Raw genomic sequence first — 17,378 nt, 5'->3', positions numbered from 1 at the left:
GGCCATTTCGCAGCCCCTTCGCGCCTGAGGCGGCACGGCGGCCAACGCCGTGCTGCGGTTCAAGGCAGGTACAAGCGGAACAAGCCGCCCCCCAGCGTACCGCCATTGGCGATCTCGATCCGCCCGCGCACGCCGTTGCGCTCATGCAGCGCGGCAATTCGCGCGGCGAAGTACAACCCCAGTCCGGTACTGCCGCTCTGCGAATCGATGCCCTGCACGTAGTCGTGCTGGCGCTCGAGCATGCGCTGTGGATAACCGGCGCCATCGTCGTTGACACTGATCACCAACTGCTCGCCCTCTTCCTCGATGCTGATCAGCAGGGCGTGCCCAGCATAGCGGATGGCGTTGGTAAGCACGTTGGCCACCACCGAGGCGACCAGCTCACGGTCGAAGAAACCCAACGGGCTTTCGGTCTCGATACGCCAGGTGGCGAGGATGTCGCGGTGCTTGATCACGTCTTCCTGGGCCGCCAGCTGGGCCTCGATGAAGTCGTCCAGTTCGTGGTAGTCGGGGCAGATGGGCAACTGGTTGACGCCCAGCTTGTACAGCCCCAGCAACTGCACGAGCATGCCGTTCAGGTGGCTGAGTTCATGCTCCACCACGCCCTGCTCGATACCGCCGCGCAACTCTTCGGGCAGGCGCGCCAGCCACTGGCTGTGGGCGTGGGTGAGCGCCGAAAGGGAGTTTTTCAGGTCGTGCACGGTGGAGGCGATCACCGTGGAGAAGTCCAGCCCCTGGTTGTCCTGGTTCATGCGCCGAAGACCCGGATGTGCAGTTTGCGGTAACGGTCATAGCGACTGTCGCTGGCGGGAATACCGGCCACGCTGGTGAGGCAGTCGCGACACTCTTGCATCAGCGCCGGCGGTGGCGTCTCGCCACCGATGCGCAGCAGCGCCTGGGCGGTGTTCAGGGCGATGCTGATGTTCTTCGGCTGCAGCGACAACGCCTTGCGGAACATGCCCAGCGCTTCGTTGAGCTGGCCGCCCTGGTAGCTGCGCACGCCCTGGCGGTTGAGGTCCACGGCTTCGGTCACCGCCCCCAGCACCAGCGGGTCGTCGGTGAGCTTGGCGACGCTCTGCATGACCTTGGGGTCGTCGCCGTAGGTTTCCACGCAACCCTTGAGAATCGAGGTACCCGCCGTATCCTGGCCAAGTTGCTGCAACTGCTTGGCCACCGTCAGCGCCGCCTCCACGGAGAAGAACTGGTCCATCTTCTCCAGGCGCTGCATGGCCTGCTCGGTGAGCTTGGCGGCGGTTTCCGGGTCGCCGGCCTGCTGCAGGCTGGCGGCCTTCATCAGGCGCGCGCGCACCTGCAGGCCCTGGTCCTCGACGTTTTCCTTGGCCACCTCGCTGAGCACGGTGTTGATCTCAACCCGGGTACGGGCATCGAGACCGTTGCCGCTGTTCTTGTTCATCAACGCCTGGACCAGCCCCAGATTACTCTCGGCGTCCTTGTAGCGCGAACTCTGCCCCTGGTTCACCGCATGGCGAAAGGCCTTGGAGGCACTCTCGAAGTCGGCGTTGTCCAGCGCCAGCTTGCCCAGCGCGGCCTGGCGGCGCACGGCGAGCGGCGACAGACGCACCGCCTCCTCGAGCATGTGCTGGGCACGCCGGGTCTCGCCCTGGGCCACCAGCACCTCGGCCATGCCATCGTAAAGGTTGGGCATGATCGGGAAGGCCTTGAGGGCCTGCTCGTAGACACCCTGGGCCTGGGCATTCTGCCCGCGCTTGTGCAATAGGCTGCCGAGCGCGGCGTAGACCCAGGGCTGTGGGCGGCTGGCGAGGATGTTCTTGAGGAACTTCTCCAGCTCCTCGAAGCGATTGAGGTCGCGCAGGGCGTCGGCGCGATAGCGCAGGCACAGCGGGGCGAAGCGCGGGTCCTTCTTGCACAGCTCGGCGCAAGCGGCGAGCACTTCGGCCGGGCGCCCGCGATCAAGGGCTTGGAGAATGGGCTTGAGCAGCGTCTTGCGCTGGGTCAGCTTCTCCAGGCGCTGGGCCAGGCCGACCCGGTTGAAGGGTTTGGTCAGGTAAGCGTCGGGTTCGTGCTCAATGGCACTGAGCACGATCGACTGGCTGCTTTCGGCGGTAACCATGATGAACACGCATTCATGGCTGATCAGCTTGTCGAGGATCAGGTCCTCGAGCACCTGCTGGCCGTTCTTCTTGCCGTCCCCCAGGTGAAAGTCCTGGAGAATGAAGTCATAGCGCTTCTGCCCGCACATGCGCAGCGCCTGTTCGCCACTGTCGGCGGTGTCGACGTCGCGCACGCCCAGCTCGCGAAGCATCGAGCGGGTCGAGGTGCGGAAGTCGGTGAAGTCGTCGACGATCAGAAAGCTTTTTTGCCCATACTGCAGCATCAACACGACCTGTATTGAAAAAAGTGGGGAAGTGGCGCGTGGCGATGCATACCGCCGAGGTCTGTATCGGCAGCGGTTCGGGAAAGATGAGCCCGGAAAGGTAACGCCGAATGATGGCCTAAAGCCATTATCTTAACGGCCGACCTCGCCCCAAGCCACTAGACCAGCAAGCCAAGGGACTTGGCCCTGGCCACCGCCTGGGTGCGGCGCTCGACACCGAGCTTGCTGTTGATATGGCTGGCGTGGGTCTTGACCGTGTGCAGGGAGATGAACAGGCGCTCGCTGATCTGCTGGTTGGAGCAGCCCTGGGCGATCAGTTCCAGGACCGCAAACTCGCGGCCGCTCAGGGCCTCGGTGGCACCGCCGCCGGTAGCCAGGGCCTGCGGCAGATGGGCCAGCAGATCGCTCTGCGCCGGGCAGGCCACACGCCCCGTCAACTGCTCGCGCAGCCAGTGTGGCTGCTCTTCGATCAAGCGTTGGAAGGCCTGCAGGGCACCGCCCTGGGCCGCTTCCAGGGCAGGTGCGAGCAACCTGGCCGCTTCGGCGTCACGCCCCTCGGCCAGCAGCAGAGCGATCAATTGGCACTGCGCGCTGACCACCAGCGTCATGCCACCGCTGGCCTGGCCCCGCTCGACCAGCGTGCGCAACCGCGCTTCGGCATCACCGGGGCGGGCCAGCACCCGTTCCAGCAAGGCCTGCTGCAATTCGATGTGCAGCGGCAACAGCGGGTGGAACTCCGGCGCGGCCGCAGGCTGCTCGCCACCGTAGGTCTGCCCCAGGCGCAGCAGCCAGGACTCGGCCAGGTCCGTTCGGCCCTGGGCCAACCAGAGCTCGCACTTCACCAGGGTAATCATGGCCAGGTAGAAGATCGGCGGCACATCCCAGATATGCATCAGCCGCTCCGCCTCGGCCAGTTCCGAGAACGCCTCGGCAAAACGCCCTTCGCGACCGTCCAGCGAGGCGATCACGCAATGCCCGATCAGGACGCTGATGTCGCGGCAGCTGCGCGCCTCGCTGAGCCCGGCGCGCAAGCGCGCACGGCCCTGGGCACAGTGCAGGCGGGCCGCCAGCAAGTAGCCCTCGTACAGGGTCAGGCGCGCGCGCACGGCATACAGGCGTTGCCCCGAAAGGCCCTGCAACCGCTGCAATCCCTGGCGCACTTCGTCCAGGGCGCGCAGCACCTCGCCGCGGGCGTGCAGTACCCGCGCCCGATCGTAATGGGCCAGGGCTTCGAACAGCGGGTTGCCGACCCGTTGCGCCAATTCGAGTGCTTCGCGGTTCCAGCCCCGCGCCCGCCAGAAATCGCCATCGGCGATGGCCAGGTTCGACAAGGTCGACAGGCACACCAGGCGCTGGCCGTAGCGTTTGTTCGGCAGGCTCTGCAGCGCTTCGCCACAGTAAGCGAGTGTCCGCTCCCGATCGCCGCGGCCACGGGCAATGACCCCGCTCAGGGCCAACCATTGGGCCAGCATCGACTTCTGCGCGGTGGCCGACGGCGCGGGCAGGAAGCGGCTCAGGTAGGCCGCCAGCTCCTCGGCGGCGTCCAGTTGGCAGGCCAACCCCAGGGCCCAGCTGTACAGGACGATCAGCCTGGGCGTGCTGATCAACAGGCTGTCGGGCAGGTCCATCTTCCAGCGCAGCAGCATGCCGACATTCTGCTCCGCCAGCAGTTGCTCCTCGGACAGGCTCTGTACCAGGTCCGCCGCCACGTCCAGATGGCCCGCGCGCAGGGCCTGCTCCACCGCCTCGTCCAGCAGACCCTGCCCTTCGAACCAGCGGCAGGCGCGCAGGTGCAGCCCCGCCAGCGGCTCGCTGGCCTGCCGGCTGCGCAGCAGGTCGGAGAACAGGTGGTGATAGCGGAACCACAGCCCATGCTCGTCGAGCGGCACCAGGAACACCTGGTGGGCCTGCAGGTAGCTCAGGATCTCGCCGCTGTCATGGCGCTCGCGCAGGGCGTCGCACAATTCGGCGCAGAAACGCTCCTGGCAGGCAGTCTCGTAGAGAAACGCCTGCACGGGGGCCGGCAGGATGTCGATGACTTCCTCCAGCAGGTAGTCGCGGATCAGTCCTTCGCCGCCATGCAGCGCCTGGGGCAAGGCGTGGTCCTCGCCGGACTCGCTGGCCGCCAGTTGCCAGAAACGCAGCCCCGCCACCCAACCGTCGCTGCGCTGGATCAGGTTATCCAGGGCCTGGCCGCGCAAACCGGTGGGCTGGCGGCCGATCACGGCCAACGCTTCATCGGGGGTCAGGCGCAGGTCCTGCTCGTTGAGTTCGACCAGTTGCCGTGACAGGCGCAGGCGCGCCAAGTGCCAATCGGGCCGCTGGCGGCTGGTGACCAGCAGGACCAACCCGGCCGGCAGATGGTTGAGGAAGAACTGCAGGCAACGATCGAGCACCGGCCCCTGGGCCAGGTGGTAGTCGTCCAGCACCAGCAGCAAGGGCGTGTCCGGCTGCAGGTAGAGCGCGAGTTCATCAAGCAGGCCGTCGAGCCACTCTTCGAAGGCGAAGGGTTGATGCCGCTGGCGCATCTTCAAAAGCCCCAGAGCCTGGCCGCCGAGTGCCGGGCAGAATTGCTGCAAGCCTTCGAGCAAGCGTTCGAGGAAGCGCCCCGGATCGGCATCGCGCTGGCTCAACCCGAGCCAGAGGCTGCGCCAGTGGCTGGGCAACGCCTGGCAGAACTCGACGGCCAGCGAACTCTTGCCGAAACCCGCCGGCGCGTTCACCAGCAACAGGCGCCCCGCCAGGCCACTTTGCAGGCGCTGGCACAGGCGTGCTCTGGGGACGTGTGTTTCCGGCAGCGGCGGCCGGAAGAAACGCCCATCCAGCAGGCCCAGGGCCTGGCTGGCGACTCCGTGGGTACGGGACAGGTCTGTCATGGCCGGCTCGTTCTGATTGGAATTAGGGCGGCGTTAGATTCAGCCCTTTCAAGGTGTTGGTAATAGGCGCGCGGCTTGGAGTTGCCGGGGCTGCTTTGCAGTCCTTCGCGGCACAAGGCCGCTCCTACAGGGGAGCGCGGTCGTCTGTAGGAGCGGCCTTGTGCCGCGAAAGGGTCGCAAAGCGGCCCCGGCACTCTTGAACCTGAGCGGCCATATCCCAAAAATCGCAAAAACCTTGAAAGGGATGGGCGTTACGGCTTGTTGCGAGACTAGCGGCAAACGCGGCGCATTTGAAGATGATGCAGCCGCTTTGCCGCAAAAAGACTACGACAAAAAGAAACAGGTAGCCCGATCTCACACCCACATGAACAGAAACGCCCCGGCAAGCCGGGGCGTTCTGGGAGATCAAACGGAGTTGCGATGCCTGTCAGCTCAACGCACACCGTCCTGACGCAGGGCTGCCGGCTGGAACTCGGCCTTGCTGGCGCTGAAGCCGAAGTTGTAGGCGCTCTTCTCTTCGTTCTTCATGCCCAGGGCCAGGTAGCGACCCGACTGCAGGTCGTAGATGGCCTCCAGGGTGTACCACGGCACCTGCACGTTGTAGTACGGCTGGGCGTGGGCCTCGGAAATGCGCCACAGCTGGTTGCGACCGTCGTACTGGTCGATCACCGCGGCCTGCCAGGTGTCCTCGTCGATGTAGAAGTCACGCTTGGCATAGATGTGACGCTGGCCTGGCTTGAGGGTCGCAACCACGTGCCAGACGCGGCGCAGCTCGTAGCGCGACAGGTCCTGGTTGATGTGCCCGGCCTTGATGATGTCGCTGTACTTGAGCTTCGGATCATCCAGCTTGTAGGCGTTGGAGGCGATGTACATCTCCTTCTTGCCTTCGAGTTTCCAGTCGTAACGGTCCGGCGCGCCGTTGTACATGTCCAGGTTGTCGGAGGTGCGCAGGCCGTCGGCGGCGGTACCCGGGCCGTCGTACGACACTTGCGGCGCCTGGCGCACGCGGCGCTGGCCGGCGTTGTAGATCCACGCCTTGCGCGGTTCCTTGACCTGGTCGAGGGTCTCGTGGACCAGCAGCACGGTCCCGGCCAGACGCGACGGCGCGGTTACTTTCTGCTTGAAGTAGAACAGGATGTTGCCCGGGTTGGCCGGATCGTAGTCATTCATCTTGTCGCGGAACACGAACTGGTCCTGGAAGTACACCAGGCTGTACGAGCCGTTCTGCTGCGGGGTGGCCTGGGTGACCAGGCGGGTCACGCTGCCGCCACGGTAGCGGGTGATGTGGTTCCAGATCACCTCCAGGCCGTCCTTGGGAATAGGGAACGGCACGGCGGTGCGGAAGTTCTCCAGGCCGTTGCCGCCCGTGACCAAGGTGGTCTTGGTGGCGTTTTCCTTGATCGCGGCGAACACATCGTCCGGTACCGTGGAACCACGGTGGGTCTTGTACACTGGGATCTTGTAAGTGTCCGGATAGCGCTTGAACATGGCAACCTGACCAGGCGAGAGCTTGTCCTTGTACTGGTCGACGTTCTGCGCGGTGATGGTAAACAGCGGTTTTTCGCTGGCGTAAGGGTCGGACAGGAAGCCCTTGGCGTCGGCGCTGCCAGCGCTCTTGGACAGCGGTTCCCACGGGCCGATCGAGCCATCGGCGTTACCGGCCTTCTCCGCGCCCATCGGGGTCAGCGTGGAACCCAGCTTGGCCGCTTCGGTGGCGGAAACCGCAGCCATGACGCTGGTTGCCAGCAGGGACATGCCCAGTACACCGGCTTGCAGCAGACGTGTGGTCATTTTCATTGTGTGTCGTCCTGGATCAGGTTTCTTAGAAGTTCACGCCGAAGCTGAGGGCGACGAAGTCGCGATCATCCACGGTGGTGTACTTGCCATCGAAGAAGTTGGTGTACGACAGGCTCGCCGTGTAGGTGTTCTGGTACTCGGCGTCCAGGCCAAGGCTGACCGCCTTGCGGCCTTCCTCGAAGTTGCCGCCTGGGCCCGGGGAGTAACCGTCGACGTCATGCGACCAGGCCACGCTCGGGCGCAGGTTCACACCGGCGAAGACGTTGTTGTAGTCCCAGATGGCGCGCACGCGATAACCCCAGGAGTCGGAGGTGGTGAAGCCGTCGTTTTCGCAGTAGCGCGACAGGTTGTTCTGCTCGACGCCTGCCAGCGTGGTGGCGTTGAGGCTCTGGCAGCGGCCACTGGGTAGCGGGCCTGGCCCGTAGACCGGGTCGCGGCCGTAGCGCATCTTCGAGGTGCTTTCCAGGCCACCGACGTGCGTCCAGCCTACCTCGCCGACCATGGTCAGACGCTCGGCGCCCATGACCTGGTCGAAGAAGTGGGTGAACGTGGTCTGCAGCTGGGTGATTTCCTTGCGACGATAGCCAGGCTGGTCGGTGTTCGGCGTGCCTTTCAGGACCGATGCGTTCGGATCGAGTGGCGTCAGGCCCGAATACAGGATGTCGGTGGTGTTCAGTTGCACCGGCGCATTCGGGCGATAGCTGATCTCGCCGCTCCAGGCCGTGCCGGTAGGCAAGGTGGTGGAGAAGCTCAGGCCGTACAGGCGAATATCCTCGGGGTATTCGACGTAGTAGCTGGAGTTACCGGCGACATACAACGGCATCAGTTGTTGGAGCAACGCCGGGTTGGTCGCCGCGCCCGCTGGAACCCCAGCGCCGATCAGTGCGCCAGCCAGGTTGGCCGGGTTGTAGAAGCGCGCAGCGGCGCCTCGACCACTGAAGATCGGCGCACGGCTGTGATAGTTCATGAAGTAGCCACCGAACTCGGTATTCAGCGGCTCGTACATGTAGCGCAGCGCAACACCGAACTGGCCACTGTCCCGCGCATCACGGTCAGGACCACGACGCACGATCACACCTTCGTCAGGCGAGCCCCAGGAAACGCCCTGTGCCGCCAGCGCACGCATGGTCGGCCCCGAGAGCGCCCCCAGGCGTCCCGCCACGGCCGATTGCTTGGCCAGCACCGCCAGGTTGTTGTTGCAACCATCGGCGATTACGTCGGGCTGGGAGAAGAAGGTGCCGCAGTTGTCGACGACGGTCTGGTCCCACTCGATCTGGTAGAAGCCTTCGGCGGTCAGGTTGTCGGTCACGCTCTGCGACAGGTAGAACATGTTGACCGGGATCAGGCCTTCCTTGATCTCCGCACCCGGGCGGCGGAACGCCGAGACGTCGATGGGGTTGATGGCGTTGATGCCCCCCCCGATGAAGGTACTTTCACCCCAGCTCACCACCTGCTTGCCCAGGCGCACGGTGCCCGGCAGGTCGGCGATGCTGTAGTTGTGGTAGACGAAAGCGTCGAGCAGCTCCGCGCCCGAGGACTTGGCGCCCTCCTTGCGGTTGGAGTCGCTGATGTCCTTGAACTCGCGGTTTTCATCCTTGAGCTCGAAGTCATACCAGTACTTGCCGCGGACGAACACGCCGGTGTCGCCGTACTTGAGCTCCAGGTCGTGGATACCCTTGAAGATCTTCGAGAAGGTCTCGCCCTTCTTGAAGTTCAGGTGGCCATCGTCGGAGGTCTGCGACAGCCCCCTGCCGCCGTTGTTGGCCCCGATGAGGTTCTTGTTGGGGTTGGCAGTCGACCAGCTGGCGCCAACGGAGAGCGAGGAGTCGAACTGGCCTTCGATTTCACCGATGTTGAAGCTGACAGCGAAAGCAGGACTTGCGAGCGTGGAAGCGAGGCTGACGGCCAGGGGCAGTTTCGCCCGGCGCCAGAACAGGTTTGCAGATGTCATCGACGCTACTCCATGTACTTTTTTGTTATGGCAGTGAGTCCTTTCAGAAACGGCTCGAGCGCCCGGTGAAGCAGGCTCCTGCCCGTGGCGCCGCGCGTTGCCGCGTGGCGCCCTCCCCCATTCCTGAAAATCCCCTGACCCGACTATAGCCAGCGGTCACAGGTGCTTGATCCCTCTAAAGTGTGATTTGCGCGTCCCGCTTGCGGCCCACCCCGATCGGCCGGCCTGCGCGCTGGCAGTGCTCAAGCATGGCTCAATTCTACCGTTTGACAAGGCGCCATCCTGTCTAGCCTGCGGGGTCGCGCTGGAAAAAGCGCGACCCGCGCCCGGGTTACAGGGTGGAGAGGAAAGCGCTGTTACTAGCCTGCCACTGGCTGATATCCACGCGGATACGCTTCTTGTCGAGCTTGCCGACGCTGGTCTTGGGAATTTCAGTAACAAGGGCGATCTGGCTGGGAATCGCCCACTTGTTGATGTGCCCCTGCTCGACGAAAGGCTTGAGGTGTTCCTTGAGCGCGCGCGCATCGATGCTCTGCCCCTCGCGCACCACCAGCAATGCGAACGGGCGCTCGCCCCACTGCGGATCGGGCACCCCGACCACCGCGACCTCGCGCACCGCCGGGTGACGGCTGACCAGGTCTTCGAGGTCGAGCGACGAGATCCATTCACCACCGGTCTTGATCACATCCTTGATGCGGTCGCGGATGTCGATGAAGCCCATGCCGTCCAGCGTCGCGACATCGCCGGTGTGCAGCCAGCCGCCCTGCCAGAGCTCCTCGCCCTTTTCCGGTTCGCGGAAGTAGCCCATGGTCAGCCAGGGCGCGCGCAGCACCAGTTCGCCCTGGGTCTCGCCATCGGCGGGCAGGAAGTTGCCATTGCCATCGACGATGGCGGCCTCGACCAGGGGCACCGGCACGCCGGCCTTGATCCGGTAGCTGGTGCGCTCATCCTCGCTGCCGGCCTGCAACTCGTCGTTCAGGTGCGCGGCACTGATCAGCGGGCAGGTCTCGGACATGCCGTAGGCGGCGGTGAGCTGGATGCCCCGGGCCAGCGCCGCCTGGTACAAGGCGCGGTTGAGCGCGCTGCCGCCGATGATGATCTTCCAGCCGCCGAAATCCTGGCCGGCCGCCGACGGGCAGTTGAGCAGCATCTGCAGGATGGTCGGCACGCAGTGGGAAAAGGTGACCTTCTCCTCGCGCCACAGCCTGATCAGCATGTCCGGCTCGTAGCGCCCCGGGTAGACCTGCTTGACACCCATCATGGTCGCCGCGTAGGGGATGCCCCAGGCGTGCACATGGAACATCGGCGTGATCGGCATGTAGACGTCGTTGCTGCTCAGCAGCCTCACGCTGTCCAGGCTGCCCAGCACCGAAGTTTCGGCCAGGGTGTGCAGCACCAGCTGGCGATGGGTGAAATACACCCCCTTGGGATTGCCGGTGGTGCCGGTGGTGTAGAAGGTGGTGGCCACCGAGTTCTCGTCGAAGTCGGGGAAGTCGTACTGCGGGCTGGCGGCAGCCAGCAGTTGCTCGTACTCGCCCACCAGGTTCGGCAGGTCGGCGGTCTTGTCCGGGCCGTCGGTCAGCAGCAGGGTCTTGTCGACCGTGGTCAGCTGCCCGGCGATGCCCTGGTAGAGGCCGATGAAATCACTGTTAACCAGCACGAAGCGGTCTTCGGCGTGATTCATGGTGTAGAGGATCTGCTCGGGCGACAGGCGCACGTTGATGGTGTGTACCACGGCGCCGATCATCGGGATGGCGAACATGCACTCCAGGTAACGGTGGCTGTCCCAGTCCATCACCGCCACGGTGTCACCGGCCTTCACACCGGCCGCGGTCAACACATTGGCCAGGCGGGCGATGCGCTCGTTCAACTGCGGGTAAGTGAGGCGGATCTGGTCGCGGTAGACGATCTCGCGGGTCTTCTCGTAGCGGCTGCCGGACATCAGCAGGCGCTTGATCAGCAACGGGTATTGGTAGGCGCCCTCGGCGGGCTTGATGATGCGTGTCTGCAACATGGGTATCCCTTTTCTTCAATACGGGCAGAACGGTTCAGGAATCCACTGTAGTTCGGTGACGCACCGGTCAAATCAGCCGAAGGAATGATTTGCCGCGCCAAGGTATGAGTGGCGATGTCGGCGTTGACGAACAGCAACGCCGGGCCAGACACTGCCCCGAACGGATCGCGTGCCCTGTGGGAGCGGCTTTACCCGCGAATGCGCTAGTGGACTCGCCTGCGCATTCGCGGGTAAACCCGCTCCCACAGCTTCGAACCGCCACCAAGAATGTATCCAGCCCTGCACCGGAGCCTCCATGCCCAGCCCACGTCGCGCCGTGTTTCTCGATCACCAGTCACTGGACCTGGGTGACCTCGACCTTTCGCCACTGCAGTCGCAGTTCGATGAACTGCAACTGCACGCCGCCACCGCGCCAGGGCAGGTCGCCGAACGCCTGCAAGGCGCCACGGCGGTGATCAGCAACAAGGTGATGCTCGATGCCGCCACACTGGCCGCCGCCCCTGACCTCAAGCTGATCCTGGTAGCCGCCACCGGCACCAACAATGTCGACCTGGCCGCCGCCCGTGCCCAGGGCATCACCGTGTGCAACTGCCAGGGCTACGGCACGCCGTCGGTGGCCCAGCACACCCTGGCCCTGCTACTGGCCCTAGCCACGCGCCTGTGCGACTACAACCAGGCGGTGAAGGCCGGACAATGGGCCAAGGCCAGCCAGTTCTGCCTGCTGGACTTCCCCATCGTCGAGCTGGAAGGCAAGACCCTCGGCCTGCTCGGCCATGGCGAGTTGGGTGGCGCGGTGGCGCACCTGGCCGAGGCGTTCGGCATGCGCGTGCTGAGCGGGCAGATTCCCGGCCGCCCACCCCGGGCCGATCGCCTGCCGCTGGACGAACTGCTGCCGCAGGTCGATGCCCTGACCCTGCACTGCCCGCTCAACGAGCAGACCCGGCACATGATTGGTGCCAACGAACTGGCCCTGCTCAAGCCGGGCGCGCTGGTGGTCAACACCGCCCGCGGTGGGCTGATCGACGAACAGGCCCTGGCCGACGCCCTGCGCCGCGGTCACCTGGGCGGCGCCGCCACCGATGTGCTGAGCGTTGAACCGCCGGTCGAGGGCAATCCGCTGCTGGCGGCGGACATCCCGCGCCTGATCATCACCCCGCACAGCGCCTGGGGCGCAGTGGAGTCACGCCAGCGCATCGTCGGGCAGCTGGCCGAGAACGCCCAGGCCTACTTCGCCGGCCAGCCGCGGCGAGTGGTCGGCTGATCCGCCGACGCCTCTGCTACACTGCGCCACTTTTTCAGGAGGCGTCGTCCATGGACCCGCGCAGTGAAGTGTTGCTCCGCCAGGCAGAGCTGTTCCAAGGCCCGCTGCTGATCGCCGGCGCCCAGGCCGATGGCCTGCTCGGCCAGCTGCCCGGCGCCCATGGCTGGACCTGGCATGCCGGCGACCAGGCGCTGCTCGAGAGCCGTTTCGCCGGGCGCAGCCACTACGGCGTCGAGGTGCCCGAGGTGGCCTTCGACGCCGCCGTGCTGTTCCTGCCCAAGTCCCGCGAGCTGGCCGCCTACCTGCTCAACGCCCTGGCCTCGCGCCTGGGCGGTCGCGAGCTGTACCTGGTGGGGGAAAAGCGCGGCGGCATCGAAGGCGCGGCCAAGCTTCTGCAGGCATTCGGCAAACCGCGCAAGCTCGACAGCGCCAGGCACTGCCAGTTGTGGCAAGTAACCGTGGACAGCGCCCCTGAGGCCAAGCCGCTGGAAAGCCTGGCCGAACGCTTCGAACTGCCGCTGGAAGATGGTCCGCTGCAAGTCATCAGCCTGCCCGGGGTGTTCAGCCATGGGCGCCTGGACAAGGGCACCGCGCTACTGCTGGAGCACCTTGACGGCCTGCCCGGCGGCCATGTCCTGGACTTCGGCTGCGGCGCCGGCGTGCTCGGCGCCACGATCAAGCGCCGTTATCCGCAGAGCCGGGTCACCTTGCTCGATGTCGATGCCTTCGCGGTCGCGGCCAGCCGCCTGACCCTGGCGGCCAACGGTCTGGAAGGCCAGGTGATCAGCGGCGACGGCATCGATGCCGCGCCGGCCGATCTTGACCTGATCCTGAGCAATCCGCCATTCCACACCGGCGTGCACACCGACTACCAGGCATCGGAAAACCTGCTGAAAAAATCAGGCGAACATCTGCGAAAAGGCGGCGAAATGCGGCTGGTCGCCAACAGCTTCCTGCGCTACCAGCCGTTGATCGAAGGCGCCCTGGGCAACTGTGAAATCCGTGCCGAGGCACAAGGCTTTCGCATCTACCGAGCGACCCGCGGCTAAAAACAGGGCTTGCCGAAAGCGTTTCGCCTAGGCAGAATCCGCTCCGTCCTAGGGGAGTAGTCTCCCGCGAGCGCCCTGCTCGCCCGGCACGCGTCAACACACTTGGCCCACAGGCCATGGCGCGTGCGACCCACGATCTGCGCAGACAGGTCCAGGGTTTGACAAGACCTATGACACGCACACCTTACCCGGGGCGGGAAGGCTGTACGTGTCATAGCCGTGTCGACCCGCCCCCGTAGGAATCCTGATGCTGGAATCGTTGCTCGTCCCCACCGCCATCGTTGCCCTCGCCGAAATCGGCGACAAGACGCAATTGCTTGCGCTCATCCTCGCCGCACGCTTTCGCAAGCCTTGGCCGATCATTGCCGGGATCATCGCCGCGACCCTGGCCAACCATGCCGCCGCAGGTGCCGTGGGCGCCTGGGTCAGCGGTTTCTTCAGCGAGTCGGTGCTGCACTGGATTCTTGCCGCGAGCTTCACCGCCACCGCGCTGTGGACCCTGGTACCGGACAAGATGGACGATGACGAAACCAGCAACGCGCGTCGCTTCGGGCCGTTCGTCACCACGCTGATCGCGTTCTTCCTCGCCGAGATCGGCGACAAGACCCAGGTGGCCACGGTGATGCTGGCCGCCCAGTATCCGCACCTGATCATGGTCATCATCGGCACCACCTTGGGCATGCTGATCGCCAACGTGCCGGTGGTCCTGGCGGGCAACTTCGCGGCGGAGAAACTGCCGCTGACGCTGATCCGTCGCCTGGCGGCGACCGCGTTCATCGTGCTGGCCATCGTCGCGGTGTATTCGGCGATGAAGACCAGCGGCTGGATAGGGTGAAGCAGCGACAAGTGGCAAGCTACAAGCGGCAAGAAAGAGCAGATGCGTCCTTACTTGCCGCTTGAAGCTGCTTTTACTTCTTGGCCGCTTGATACAACGGCATCACCTTCGGAATCGCTGCCTGCAGCGAGGCGATCCGGCTGCTCGACGCCGGGTGGGTGCTCATGAACTCAGGCGGCGCGCCTTCGGACGCCTTGCTCATCTTGTTCCACAAGGTGATCGCGGCGTTCGGGTCGTAGCCGGCGCGGGCCGACAGCTCGAGGCCGATCAGGTCGGCTTCGTTCTCGTTGGCCCGGCTGTTGGGCAGGGTCATGGCGTAGTTCACCACGGTGTCGGCCATGGCCATGCTGTCCTGGCCCAGGCCGAAGATCGCGCCGGCACCCTGGCGGGCCATTTCCACGCCATAGGCCTTGGACATCGCTTCACGGCTGTGCTCGCGCAGGGCGTGGGCGATCTCGTGGCCCACCACCGCGGCGATCTCGGCGTCGGTCAGCTTGAGCTGATCGATCAGGCCGGTGTAGACGATGATCTTGCCGCCCGGACCGCAGTTGGCGTTGAGCTCGTCGCTCTTGATCACGTTGACTTCCCAATTCCACTGCGCGGCATCCGGCCGGAACTGTGGTGCCTGGGCAATCAGGCGCTTGGCGATGGCCTGTACGCGCTTGGCATCATTGCTGCTCTTGTCCAGCACGCCCTTGCTCGACGCCTCGCCGAGGGTCTGCTGGTAGGACTGGGCGTACATCTGGTTGACCTCATCGGTCGAGAGCATGCTGAACATGTACTGCTGGCGCTGGACGCCCACGGCACCGCCACTGGTGGTATTGACCGCCTGGCAGCCGCCGAGCAGGACGCTGGCCGTCAGCATGCTGACAACGAATGACTTACGCATGAAAACACTCCCTATTTACGTGCCGCGTATCCTAGGCCCTGACGCCCGTGCCTGCCAGAGCCACAGGTAAGATTTCTGACAAGCCCCTCATGCTTTGGTATTAGCCCGCCGATAACCCTCGGTAACGACCTCCTTGCGCGCGGAGCTTTGCCATGAAGTTCAAGTCGATCCAGTTTTCCGTGGCCGCCCTGGCCGGTGCCATCGTGCTGAGCATTGTCGCGGCCCTGGTGCTGTACGCCGTGTATTCCGGGCAGCGGACCCAAACACTGGTGCAACAGCGCACGCAACAGCAGTTCGAGACCGTCATCGAACAGCGTCTCTCGGCCCTGGCCCGCACCCAGGTCAGCGAGATCCAGCGCGGCCTGGAAGCGCCCCTGGCGATCGCCCGCGGCCTGGCCACCGGCAACGCCATGCTCGGCATGCAGGGCGCCGATGGCCAGCCGCTGATGCGCATTGATCGTGAACACCTGATCAACCAGCTCAAGCGCACCGTGGAGGTCAACCCGAGCGTGCTGGGCGCTTACCTGGGCTGGGAGCCGAACGCCCTCGACCATGCCGATGGCCGTTACGTCGGCAGCCACCTGGTGGGCATCGACAGCGCCAGCGGGCGCTTCCTGCCCTGGTGGTTCCGCAATGGCGACGGCAGCCTCGGCCAGGACAAGCTGGCCGATGTCGACGACCGCACGGTGCTCGCCACCGGCGTGCGCGCCAGCGAGTACTACCTGTGCCCCAAGGAGTCGAAGAAGGCCTGCGTGATCGATCCCGCGCCTTATAAGGTGGGCGACAAGATGGTCATGCTCGCCTCGTTCGTCGAACCGATCATGATCGACGGCCAGTTCCAGGGCATGGCCGGCGCCGACCTGTCGGTGAACTTCATCCAGGACTTGCTCAATGCCGCCGACCGCCAGCTCTACGACGGCGCCGGCGAACTGGCGCTGGTCTCCAGCAACGGCCGCCTGGTGGCCTACACCCGCGATCCGGCCAAGTTCGGCGAAAAGGCCGGCGACGTGCTGGACAGCGACGAAGCCAACACCCTCAAGAACCTGAGCGGCGAGGCGCTGCACTATGAAGTGGACGCCGCCAAGGACCGCATCGAGTTGTACCTGCCGTTCAAGATCGCCGGCACCGACGCACGCTGGACCCTGCTGCTGGAGCTGCCGCTGAGCACGGTCATGGCCGACGTCAACCGCCTGCAGCAGGACCTGGCCGAACAGCGCCGCACCGATATCGCCGGCATGACCGTGGTCGGCCTGGGCATCGCCGCTCTCGGCCTGCTGGTGATCTGGTTGCTGGCCCTGGGCATCGCCCGCCCGCTCAAGCAGATGGTGAGCATGCTCGACGACATCGCCCAGGGCGAAGGCGACCTGACCCGGCGCCTGCAGAGCGACCGGGCCGACGAACTGGGCGCCATCGCCAAGGGCTTCAACACCTTCCTGGCCAAGTTGCAGGCGATGATCAGCCAGGTGGTCAGCTCGGTGCAGAAAGTCAGCGACTCCTCGGAACACACCGCCGACATCGCCATCCGCACCAACCAGGGCGTGCACAAGCAGATGGCCGAGATCGACCAGGTGGCCACCGCCGTGCACGAAATGACCGCCACCGCCCAGGATGTGGCGCGCAACGCCACGCAAGCGGCCCAGGCCGCCAGTGAAGCCGACCGCGCCGCCAACCAGGGCCTGGACATCGTCCGCGATACGTCGCACTCGATCAGCGAGCTGGCCGCCGAGATCGGTCGCGCCGTGACCGTGGTCCAGGACCTGGCCCGCGACAGCGAGAACATCAACGCCATCCTGGTGACCATCCGCGCCATTGCCGAACAGACCAACCTGCTGGCGCTCAACGCCGCCATCGAGGCGGCCCGGGCCGGCGAACAGGGCCGCGGTTTCGCGGTGGTCGCCGACGAGGTGCGCAACCTGGCGCAGAAGACCCAGCAGGCCACCCAGGAAATCCAGCAGATGATCCAGCAACTGCAGCTGGGCACCCGCGAGGTGGTCAAGGTGATGGAAGACAGCCAGGGCAAGACCGACATCAGCGTGCAGCAGGCCAGCCGCGCGGCCGAGTCGCTGGCGAGCATCACCCAGGCGGTGTCGGTGATCAACGACATGAACACGCAGATCGCCAGCGCCGCCGAGGAGCAGAGCGCCGTGGCCGAGGACATCAACCGCAACGTGATCAACATCGGCCAGGTAGCCGGCGAGGTGGCCGGCGGCGCCGACGAGTCGAGCCAGGCCAGCGCCGAGCTGACCAAGCTGGCCGAGCAGCAGCGGCGGTTGATCAATCAGTTCAGGGTGTAGGCCTGCACGCGCGCCCTTGTAGGAGCGGCCTTGTGCCGCGAAAGGGCCGCGAAGCG

General features: G+C 65.2%; 11 protein-coding genes and 1 riboswitch. Of the genes, 4 read left to right on the top strand and 7 right to left on the bottom strand.

Annotated elements, in window-relative coordinates:
• Positions 1-59: 59 nt before the first annotated feature.
• The 6 genes from PRtIB026_RS07605 to PRtIB026_RS07580 form a co-directional block, all read right to left on the bottom strand.
• Positions 60-752, bottom strand: coding sequence for a sensor histidine kinase (locus PRtIB026_RS07605; protein WP_186713188.1), 693 nt, complete (start codon positions 750-752; stop codon positions 60-62).
• Positions 749-2,356: a tetratricopeptide repeat protein gene (locus tag PRtIB026_RS07600; protein ID WP_203647970.1), complete on the bottom strand. Its 1,608-nt coding sequence runs from the start codon at positions 2,354-2,356 to the stop codon at positions 749-751. Before PRtIB026_RS07600 ends, PRtIB026_RS07605 begins: the two co-directional genes overlap by 4 nt.
• A gap of 158 nt (positions 2,357-2,514) precedes the next feature.
• Complete coding sequence (locus PRtIB026_RS07595; RefSeq protein WP_203647971.1) at positions 2,515-5,232, bottom strand: LuxR C-terminal-related transcriptional regulator; 2,718 nt, start codon at positions 5,230-5,232, stop codon at positions 2,515-2,517.
• Between the two features lie 432 nt (positions 5,233-5,664).
• Entirely contained in the window at positions 5,665-7,029 is a 1,365-nt protein-coding gene (locus tag PRtIB026_RS07590) for a DUF1329 domain-containing protein (RefSeq protein ID WP_203647972.1), read from the bottom strand.
• 25 nt (positions 7,030-7,054) lie between these two features.
• A complete protein-coding gene (locus tag PRtIB026_RS07585; RefSeq protein ID WP_232854716.1) occupies positions 7,055-8,980 on the bottom strand; it encodes a DUF1302 domain-containing protein in 1,926 nt (641 codons plus the stop codon).
• Between the two features lie 331 nt (positions 8,981-9,311).
• Positions 9,312-10,994 (bottom strand): fatty acid--CoA ligase, encoded by a 1,683-nt coding sequence (locus PRtIB026_RS07580; protein ID WP_267813737.1) that lies wholly within the window; start codon positions 10,992-10,994, stop codon positions 9,312-9,314.
• 295 nt (positions 10,995-11,289) lie between these two features.
• On the opposite strand from PRtIB026_RS07580, the gene PRtIB026_RS07575 reads away from it, so the two are divergent.
• The 3 genes from PRtIB026_RS07575 (at position 11,290) to PRtIB026_RS07565 (ending at position 14,139) form a co-directional block, all read left to right on the top strand.
• Positions 11,290-12,255: a 2-hydroxyacid dehydrogenase gene (locus PRtIB026_RS07575; protein WP_203647975.1), complete on the top strand. Its 966-nt coding sequence runs from the start codon at positions 11,290-11,292 to the stop codon at positions 12,253-12,255.
• Between the two features lie 50 nt (positions 12,256-12,305).
• Positions 12,306-13,304 carry a class I SAM-dependent methyltransferase gene (locus tag PRtIB026_RS07570; protein WP_203647976.1) on the top strand — a complete coding sequence of 333 codons (999 nt, stop codon included), beginning with the start codon at positions 12,306-12,308 and terminating at the stop codon, positions 13,302-13,304.
• Positions 13,305-13,343: 39 nt separating this feature from the next.
• Positions 13,344-13,463, top strand: a riboswitch (yybP-ykoY riboswitch).
• Between the two features lie 91 nt (positions 13,464-13,554).
• Entirely contained in the window at positions 13,555-14,139 is a 585-nt protein-coding gene (locus PRtIB026_RS07565; protein ID WP_203652706.1) for a TMEM165/GDT1 family protein, read from the top strand.
• A gap of 73 nt (positions 14,140-14,212) precedes the next feature.
• On the opposite strand, the gene PRtIB026_RS07560 is transcribed toward PRtIB026_RS07565, so the two are convergent.
• Entirely contained in the window at positions 14,213-15,028 is an 816-nt protein-coding gene (locus PRtIB026_RS07560) for a M48 family metallopeptidase (protein ID WP_110735860.1), read from the bottom strand.
• 152 nt (positions 15,029-15,180) lie between these two features.
• Between PRtIB026_RS07560 and PRtIB026_RS07555 the strand changes: the two genes are divergently transcribed.
• Positions 15,181-17,322 (top strand): methyl-accepting chemotaxis protein, encoded by a 2,142-nt coding sequence (locus PRtIB026_RS07555; protein ID WP_203647977.1) that lies wholly within the window; start codon positions 15,181-15,183, stop codon positions 17,320-17,322.
• Positions 17,323-17,378: the final 56 nt, after the last annotated feature.

Source organism: Pseudomonas sp. RtIB026, assembly GCF_016861355.2.
GTDB lineage: Bacteria > Pseudomonadota > Gammaproteobacteria > Pseudomonadales > Pseudomonadaceae > Aquipseudomonas > Aquipseudomonas peradeniyensis.
This window is presented reverse-complemented; position numbering and strand designations above follow the sequence as displayed.